At 58.2% G+C, this 8,370-nt stretch carries 7 protein-coding genes and 1 pseudogene; 3 read left to right on the top strand and 5 right to left on the bottom strand.

Annotated features, from left to right (window positions below; genetic code table 11):
- Window positions 1-865, bottom strand: an 865-nt coding sequence (locus tag P0D73_RS45580; protein WP_408317534.1) for an LssY C-terminal domain-containing protein, incomplete at its 3' end; no start/stop codon positions are given.
- 755 nt (window positions 866-1,620) lie between these two features.
- Here P0D73_RS45580 and P0D73_RS47105 point away from each other — a divergent pair.
- Together P0D73_RS47105 and P0D73_RS45570 are read left to right on the top strand one after the other, a co-directional pair.
- Window positions 1,621-2,232 carry a winged helix-turn-helix domain-containing protein gene (locus P0D73_RS47105; RefSeq protein ID WP_494478266.1) on the top strand — a complete coding sequence of 204 codons (612 nt, stop codon included), beginning with the start codon at window positions 1,621-1,623 and terminating at the stop codon, window positions 2,230-2,232.
- Window positions 2,144-2,440: a hypothetical protein gene (locus tag P0D73_RS45570; RefSeq protein ID WP_408292083.1), complete on the top strand. Its 297-nt coding sequence runs from the start codon at window positions 2,144-2,146 to the stop codon at window positions 2,438-2,440. The genes P0D73_RS47105 and P0D73_RS45570 overlap by 89 nt, the downstream gene beginning before the upstream one ends.
- Here the strand turns inward: P0D73_RS45570 and P0D73_RS45565 are convergent.
- The 3 genes from P0D73_RS45565 to P0D73_RS45555 form a co-directional block, all read right to left on the bottom strand.
- Window positions 2,434-3,819: an O-antigen ligase family protein gene (locus tag P0D73_RS45565; protein WP_408436237.1), complete on the bottom strand. Its 1,386-nt coding sequence runs from the start codon at window positions 3,817-3,819 to the stop codon at window positions 2,434-2,436. The genes P0D73_RS45570 and P0D73_RS45565 overlap by 7 nt on opposite strands.
- A 665-nt stretch (window positions 3,820-4,484) precedes the next feature.
- Window positions 4,485-4,724 (bottom strand): hypothetical protein, encoded by a 240-nt coding sequence (locus tag P0D73_RS45560; RefSeq protein WP_408292079.1) that lies wholly within the window; start codon window positions 4,722-4,724, stop codon window positions 4,485-4,487.
- 1,416 nt (window positions 4,725-6,140) lie between these two features.
- Window positions 6,141-6,608: a histidine kinase dimerization/phospho-acceptor domain-containing protein gene (locus P0D73_RS45555; RefSeq protein ID WP_408292075.1), complete on the bottom strand. Its 468-nt coding sequence runs from the start codon at window positions 6,606-6,608 to the stop codon at window positions 6,141-6,143.
- Window positions 6,609-7,058: 450 nt separating this feature from the next.
- On the opposite strand from P0D73_RS45555, the gene P0D73_RS45550 reads away from it, so the two are divergent.
- Window positions 7,059-7,691 carry a class I SAM-dependent methyltransferase gene (locus P0D73_RS45550; protein ID WP_408178724.1) on the top strand — a complete coding sequence of 211 codons (633 nt, stop codon included), beginning with the start codon at window positions 7,059-7,061 and terminating at the stop codon, window positions 7,689-7,691.
- A gap of 430 nt (window positions 7,692-8,121) precedes the next feature.
- Here P0D73_RS45550 and P0D73_RS45545 read toward each other — a convergent pair.
- Window positions 8,122-8,370 (bottom strand): annotated as a pseudogene (locus P0D73_RS45545) (hypothetical protein); the annotation flags it as partial.

Below are 8,370 nucleotides of genomic sequence, written 5' to 3'. Positions count from 1 at the left end.
GAGCGAGGTCCTGCGCCCGGCCAAACAGATAAAGATCGCTGACAGGTGCGTTGACGTAACGCTCGCCGGAAAGCGCGGAGGTAATCATCTTCATGATTGCGCCGGACCATTTTTGTTCGGTTGGACTCCAGCCTCGTCGGACCAGTGCGGGAAACGCGTCGTCGAGGCCTCCCACTATGACGAGATTGAGTGGATCGCCGTTCTTCGAACCGTCCTCATTGGTCGCGCAACAGGGAAGCGCTTCGAGTGCGACGCGGAAAGCCTCATCGTCCGTGTAGTCGACAATCCTTTCAGGCGGATAGACCTCACGCCGAAAGACTGCGCTGACATGGTAATCGGCGTAGAAGCCGGGCACCACTATGAGGAACGAGAATGTCTTTGCCTGCGCGCTCGCAACGAGGTCCAATTGGACGAGCTTCGCGCCCTCGCTAAGGTTGGTCAGCACATACCCCGATACGGTCTGCCCTGGCAGCACAGGGTTGCGGAAGGCGAGCCCACGGAAGCGACTGTCGATTTCGTCTTTCCCGCCGGGCGGATTGTTGCCGTCAAACGCCTCGGCCGCTTCGGAAGCCGGAAAGAAATTTGGGTCGAGGCCAGGCGACATCAGGAAATAGCTGACCGTTTCGTCGTTCTGAACCTCGATCCATACCGGCTGAATCCCCTTTTTCGCGAGCGGCACGCCGTAAACCGCCGCGCTTTCTTCAGCAGAAAGCACTGAAGCGGAAACCCGGAGCCCTCCTTCGGTGCGAGTCACGGCGCGGCTCTCATAGGTTAGTCCGCCGGCATCCGGTAGCGTAATGACGCAACTGCACAACACGACGGCGATGACAACCGCAGCCAACAGTCGATTCACAATGCGGTCCATTGCGTCACCCCTTTGCCGCGAGCCCGGGCCGCGCTCCTGTTAGTAGGCTAGTCTGAGCTGATCGTTACGGCAATTTCAGGCTGCTTTCCATGTAACTGTCTCCGATATGCGTGTGGAATTATAGTGTGCGGGCTACAGTGCGCCATCGTTAAAAATCGACAAGCGCGGCGCTTCGCGCATGAACGACGTCCTGCCCGGCGTGACACACCGTGAAGTTCTTCCTACCGATGTACCCGTACCACGTGAGCCATGAGATCGAGGGTCTGTGCGTTACGAGTTTCGTAGAAGACATCTGTCTGCTTATCCAGTGGGGGACTGGCGGGAACTGAATTCAAGAACACGCCGCTCAGAATGCTGCTCGTTGTATCAGCTGGTCCTTAGAATGCAGTCGCGCGTGAGACTCTGGACCGGTCACGGACGCACTTCATATAGCGTAGTTGCGTCGTCGCCCTCAGGGCTTGTATCCGAACCATCGAAAGGATGTAGCGGACACTCGTCGGTCTAAGGCAACGCTGAACAAGGCACTGAATTCGCGACGTTCCGACGATTGGTAGTTCGCAAATCGTGCTTGTGCCACTATTTTTTGGCCCTTGCGGGCCTCACGCGCGGGCGCATAGCCCGCTTTTCGCCCGTTATGGGCATACCTCGACCATTAATCGCTTGCGCGACAGGTAAACGTTCGCGAGCGCCGCAAGGGCACGGTTCGCATTCTTGAACGTGCCGCTCTTGAGCTTCCTGCCCCGCTCGCTGGGCGCGTGTGTAAGCGCCTTTACGGCGTTCCGCTCGCCATTGAGGTGGCGGCCGCCCGCGCGGCGATTCTTGGAATAGAAGTCCTCGCCGAAAAAGTCGACGAGTCTATTCGGATATTGGGAGGTGGGCATAGGACGGCCCTGCCACATCATCAAACACTCGAGGCTTCATTTGACTGGAGCTTTAACCTTCTTTCGGAAACCGAACGAAAAGTGCTCAGCCGGCTTGGTGTCCTTCGAGGTGCCTTTACCCTCAAGGATGCTCAAGCTGTCGCTGCATCGGAGGACCTCTCAGTTCACGACGTAACGGAGGCCATCTGCGCGTTGATCGCGAAGTCTCTCGTCGCCGCACATCTCGAACAAGGGCATGTCGAGTACAGTCTGTTGGAGACCACCCGATGCTACGCATTGCAACGCCTCGAGGCCAATGGAGAACGAAACGCGACGGAGTGGAGGCGAGCTCGGTACCTGTTCAAAGTGTTTTGCGCTATTCATGGCAACTGGACTAACGAGGCCCGTTCGCGAGTCCATGGAGAAAATTTGTCTCCTTCTCGACAACGTTTGCTCAGCCCTGGATTGGGCATTCTCCCCCTCAGGCAACACGCAAGCCGGTCGTGAGCTTGCAGCACTTTTTGGCGCGAGCCTCTTTGTAGCTGCCTCACCAATGCCGCTCTCCGTGGCAAAGGCGGAGAAGCCGCAGGCCACCAACCATGACCGAACTGCGGTGGACTTCGAGAGCGGTCGTTGCCATGCCGGCGATTCGAATGACGGCAACGGGTCGAGATGGAAGGACACCGCCCGTTTTTTTCACAAACCGCGTCAGTAGTTTTTCAGTTGGCAGGCACAGTTCGCATTTGTCTGCGCACCCGACAGGCCCATGAGCCAGCCACAACTGCACCAGAACATCAGCATGGTCGATTCCCACATGAAATCATCGGTGAGGTTCTTCGTGATCATGCCGATGATGAGAGCCAAACCTGCACGATAGAGGAGTGGGTGTGTCTTGCGCGCCACGTAAAAACGGTAAGCGAGTGACGCAAAAACAATGATTTCGAGCGCTAGGCCGACAACCCCGACCTGCAGCAGCGTATTCAGAAACAGGTTGTGCGCGTGAGTCCGCACGTTCTCATCCAGTTCGACGAGGGTGGAGGGGATCAGGCTCCCGTAGGCAATTGACGGCAGCGGTTTGCCGAAGCCGATACCTATCCAGGGGTGTTTCAGCACCTGACTGCTATAGAAGCTCCAGATTTGCGGCCGGGTGTCGGCGGTGATGACACGGTCCGCTGCGCGTAGCGCCGGAAACCTGGACATTAGTCCAACGTGATGGTGCGGATCGGCGTCGGCCAGGCGCGCCGCGGGGTCTTCAGTATGCAGCGATGCCAGCGTCATACCGATATAGGGCTTGGCCATCGTCGCGGGCGTAGTCACCGTCTCCGATCGCGTCGCGTTGCTTGCAACCGTGGCGAGACGTAGCTTGTTACTAAAGCCCGCAGCGATCAAGATGGAAACAAAAAGTGCACTGAGTATGCACGCTGCACGCTTGCGGTCATTCGGCGTATGCGGCCATTGCAATATCACCACGACCGCGGCAAGCGCGACCCAGAAGAAGCGGTTCAGTGTGGCACCACCGATGATGACGCAGAAAAGGATGCCAATAAGTCCGCGGATCCGTGTATCGGCATTTGCGGCCATGACGCCGAGTGTGGGTATCGCCATCAGCGCCAGGGTGCTGGTGTGTCCAACGCGGGGATAAAAGTGCAGCAGACCAGATTTCGGCAGGGCCGGATCGAGCAAGTGGAAATACGCGACGCTGATGCCCGCAAGAATCAGGCACGCAAACCATAGGGCCATCTGCAGGCGCCGCACGTGGCGGGGTTGCTGTCCGGTCAGCCAGAACACGTAGAAGCCTGTGAGCGGATAGCCGACTTCGTCGAACCACGCGTGTGCGCTAATGGCGGGGTCGGCTGACCAGCTTGCTGACATTAGTGTCCAGATTGCCCAGAGGCCGAGCGGCAGCAGGAGGGGGCGCGTATGCGAGTCCTTGAGCAACGATCTGCCGGCACACCACGCGCCAAGCACGACCAGCATCCCGAGATCTACATATTTGATGGCCATCACGTGGTCGAACATCGCCACGAAAATCAGTATGGCGCAACCCACGGACAGCGTTTCCCCGATCCGAGACTGAAATCTCAGGTCATTCATCTCATTTTCTATTCAAGATTGGTAAGAAATTAGAGTCGGGCGGATTGTACGCCAAACGTCCTCGGCCGGTCTGCGACCGGAGCACGAGATTGCGCGCTAGTCAAGGGCCAGATGCGAAAGGGCAACGAAGGGAATTAATGCCGGCACTAGCGATGGCGCCGCACTGGTGGCGGGGACGGAGGGCGCCTAACGCCGGGCAGAGATTTCCGCTTCTATTCGACATCAGCGGACTTCGCGGAGAACTTTGTCAAATACGAGATTGGTGGTGGGGCGGCGGCGCCCGTGGACTCACGGATGACCGTTGGTCCTCAGAAGCTACTGTTCCCTTGTGAAGCATTCGATGGCAGAAGTGGGTCGCCTACGGAAGTTCGTCGTGGGACCCGGTCCAGTCACGTTCCGCCACCGGGAAGAACTGGCTTAGCGAATGTTGGCGCGCAGACTACGTTGAGACCGTCGATATGCGCGCCTATCGGCTTTCCGAAAATGCCAGCAACGATCCTTCGGAGGGGCGTCAGTCAGCCCCATTGATAGTGATCGGACTCTCTGGAACACCTTCAATGCCTCGCGCTGGTTCCGACGGGACGCTAACTCGTGGATATAGGCGGTGGCGTTCGCAGTCTTCGCTCAGAAGCGGAAAGGTGGCTCGCCTGGTGAAAGAAATACACCTACGCATGCCCTCTTTCATGCCAATCATCTATCTCGGTTCGAGCCCGATGCTCAAGCGCACTGAGTGCCATCAGTGGGTCGATTTTGGCCCTTGGAATGACCATTTCGATTGCCGGGGGCGTGCCTTTGGCCTTATCCCCGTCGGTACGTTCAATCACGGCATGGCATACCCACTGAACGCCAAGCTCATCCGCCGCAGCATCGGCGGTCACGCGAAAACCACGATGTTCAAAAGCCACAAACCCTCCAGACACAGAACGAAACGCAGGTTCCTCGACAACCTACACGGCGAGGACTGCGGGAAGCCTAGCATGGGGGCTCAACCCTCTGCATTGAAGTGCCGAATTCCATTACACACGGCTGACTCTTGTGCAAAAGTGCGCACCTCGCTGAAAGGGAGCGCAGCAGGCGCAAAGCAGAACCACAACTGATCGAAACCATGGAAAATTAAATGAAGATCCGACTCGACAAATGGCTGAAAGGCGAGTTTGACCCGCCGCCAGCAATTTGCACGACTTGCTGGGTTCAGCGGTAGCGTCCGCCCCGGTAACCGGCCAACCGCTTGTCGAGAACGAACGCTCCTTCCTACGGCGATAGCTGACGTCGGAGCGGGCTCGGTTCTGCGTCAGCTATGTGGCGGATTGCCGCTAACGGCGGTGTCGAGCAGCCGGACGGCAGCTTCCTCGATCAGTGCCCGCACACTCTCGACCCCACTCAGCATCTGTTTCATCGATCGTATCGGTCGTTTCAGATATCGAGTCCGCTTATCGCGACACAGCCGTCCAGGTTAACTACCCTGATAGATATCGCACGACAGGCCCACCACGCACGGTTGACCGTCTCGGGTTTTGCCGTAACCATTTCGTCCGCCCGGTTGGGCTCCATCGTTCCACGTACCGTCGCCGTCCATCGGCATCGCCCGCTGTGATGAATTTATTGGCTGCTGACTGGATAAGTGGCTAGCGACGTCTGACGGTTGCATTTCCTGAGAGTCGGCAGCGCCGGCCGCGATGAGCAGGAATAGCACGACGATTACAGCCGAGGGTTGCACTTTCATTTCTTTACCTTTTCGTCATCAACGGGTCGCGTTTAGCGAGACCGAACTTGCGGCCGGGCAAAGAATTCCCACAAACGCGCGGCCGAGACGTCGTTTTATGTGAGCGGTGCCGCGAAGGCTTAACTGACGCGAAGCTGCCGCGGATATTGCATCGGAACGGTAGTTAGTCCGGATGGCAGCTTTTCACTCTGCGTGAGGGCAGCAAGACAGCAAGACAACGAGCATCTGTCTTTATGCCGGCGATGACCAGCGGCATATCGATACGGAGAAAAAGCATCGCGGTCAGTGGCAATGTCTCGCGGTCTTATCCCCTCTCGGGGCCTTGCACAATAGCGATCGACCGCCCGGTGACGTTACTGGCTATCTGGCGGTAGTCGGCCCAACAGGTGACGTTCGCAACGATAGATCGGATGACAGCAATCGATTTTATAAGAGACACTCACCCAACGAGCGGCGTTTGCAAACTCAAAGAGGAGACCGCCTCAGGACGAGCAATGGCGTGGCTATATTCTCCCGATGTACTTGCAGTGTGTCCAGGGTCATCAAGAATCTGCCCAGCAAATTTTCACTGCTTTCTGTTCCAAAGCCGTCACTCTTCTCACGCGCGATGCAGTGAATCTTCCAGGAACTTTATGGTTTCCCGGACGAGCTCGTTGGTGTTGAACGCGGTCGTGTTCAGATCGCCCTTCCTGAGGATTGCCTGAACTCTTTCGATTACCGCTGCCACGCGCTGGCCGGCAGCAACGATCTGGTTAAACGCTGTCTTCGCCTCATCGAGATCGGGCGTCGCGCCATCAAGCCAGCGCAAGCCCGCAGCGGCATTGGCCATCATCGCCGTCAACGGCTGCGTGACTTCGTGAGCAATCGCATTACTAAGCACGGTTTCATCTCCCGGGCAGACCTCGTCACCAAAATACTCGGCGACGGCCTGTGGAATCTCGACCGCCCGAGGGTCAAAGCAGTGGATCACAACTGTCTTCATCGGGATGGACTGGTTCGCGCCCTTGAAGGTATTCATATCGAACCCGGGTTGTTTCCTGTACTCGTAATCGCTGAACTTGCCCATCTTATTGCTCCGTTGGCGTTTAACCACGGTATAGAACATCGCCCTTGCAAGCTACTTTCGAATCCATAACTTGTCGAAAGCATCCGCTAAAAAGACCACTTTCGAAAAGGCTCGAACGGCCGAATTCGCCGAGCACTCTCCGAACTGGCGGGTCAAATGGCCGTTGAACCTCGGAAGCAGCCGTCCGTGGCCGAGGCGACGTTCGTCCGTCAAGGGTCGCGTGCTGCCGCTCGTGGCACGCACGGGTCGATCGCATGACGAGGGGCAAGGTACGGCCCATCTCCAGCCGTTCGCCTGATACCGTGCGCGTTCCTCGGAAACCCAAGAGGAATCAGTTGCGCACACGGAATCGCGTTGTTCATCCTGATCGGCACGCCAACCGACCACGGACCGATGACACCGGAGGTACGACGTAGTCGTGCGGGAAATGCCCCGAGATATACTTCCTGCATGGAACTCGACCCCCGCGACCTCGATAAAATCAGTGCCGTCACGTTGCAGCACTACGATGCGCACGCGGAAGATTTCCGCGACGGCACGTACGACCACGACGTCACGCAGAACATCGCGGCGCTGCTGCACCATATCGAAGTCGAGCCCCCTCTTACGATCCTGGATTTCGGCTGCGGGCCGGGGCGAGATCTCAAGGCCTTCACTACACTCGGCCATTGCGCGATCGGCCTCGATGGCGCCGAGCGCTTCGTTGCAATGGCGCGTGACACGACTGGCTGCGACGTCTGGCAGCAGGATTTCCTGCACCTCGATTTGCCGACTGCGCACTTTGACGGCATTTTCGCCAACGCCGCACTGTTCCATGTCCCGAGTCAGGTGTTGCCGCGCGTGTTGCGGCAATTGCACGCGACACTGAAGCTCGGCGGCGTGCTGTTCAGCTCCAACCCGCGCGGCACGAATCAGGAAGGCTGGAGCAACGGCCGCTACGGCGTCTTCCATGATCTCGACGCATGGCGCCGATATATGGCGGGCGCGGGATTCGTCGAAATTGAGCACTATTACCGGCCCGCCGGCTTGCCGCGTGAGCGGCAGCCGTGGCTAGCCAGCGTGTGGCTCAAGCCGGTCGCCTGAAACGCCAGGTGCTGTCAAGTATGCCCGTGTTGGGCTTGGCAGATGCTTGCGTTCAAGCCGCTTTGATGCAGCGCAAAGCAGCCGATTTGCAGCACTGTCCATCGCACAGAGAAACGGCCAGTCAGGGACATTCAACCTGACCTTCTCGCGGACGTTCGAACATCCGCTGCGCCCCCAAACAACGGTCTTACGCTCGCGATCATGTGATCGACGCTCCGCCAACCTTGGGCAGCCATGATCATGTTGGTGGCGTGGGTGTCCGCCAGCATCAGGGGCGCCGGCGCCCTCCGTATCGCGATAGGTCGGGGAAGTGACCCAATCGTCACGCAGAAGGCGCGGGAATCAAAGGACCGGAAACCTGCGCCCAAGGTCGGGCTCAGCGCCACTCATAGCAAGCGCCTGAGCGAGCGCGAGTCCATCCGGGACTCGACTAACGGAAGCCGTAGACCAGGACCTTTTTCCCTTCAAAACTTTCTTGCACACCTTGCTCGCAATCCGGTGGACACCTTACGTTGCCGTCCCCGCTCACGCCTGACACCGTGACGGCCCTGTAGACAACGGATTCGACGAGCGTCCCGTCGGCAGCGACGACGATGTTCAAATCAGTTTCGACGCCGGCTGGCACGGCTCCGCCGGCGGTATAGACGATTTTCATGGTGCCGGTGCAATCGGAGTTCAC

The sequence above is a fragment of the Paraburkholderia sp. RL18-101-BIB-B genome (genome assembly GCF_046026985.1).
Taxonomy (GTDB): Bacteria; Pseudomonadota; Gammaproteobacteria; order Burkholderiales; family Burkholderiaceae; genus Paraburkholderia.
The sequence above is the reverse complement of the archived record's forward strand: the minus strand, read 5'-3'. Positions and strand labels throughout refer to the sequence as shown.

What these genes read in the sequence shown, in the direction of transcription:
- P0D73_RS45570 (WP_408292083.1), top strand. Translation starts at nt 2,144, where the DNA reads ATGGAGAAAATTTGTCTCCTTCTCGACAACGTTTGCTCAGCCCTGGAT.
- P0D73_RS45550 (WP_408178724.1), top strand. Translation starts at nt 7,059, where the DNA reads ATGGAACTCGACCCCCGCGACCTCGATAAAATCAGTGCCGTCACGTTG.
- P0D73_RS45565 (WP_408436237.1), bottom strand. Translation starts at nt 3,819, where the DNA reads ATGAATGACCTGAGATTTCAGTCTCGGATCGGGGAAACGCTGTCCGTG.
- P0D73_RS45555 (WP_408292075.1), bottom strand. Translation starts at nt 6,608, where the DNA reads ATGGGCAAGTTCAGCGATTACGAGTACAGGAAACAACCCGGGTTCGAT.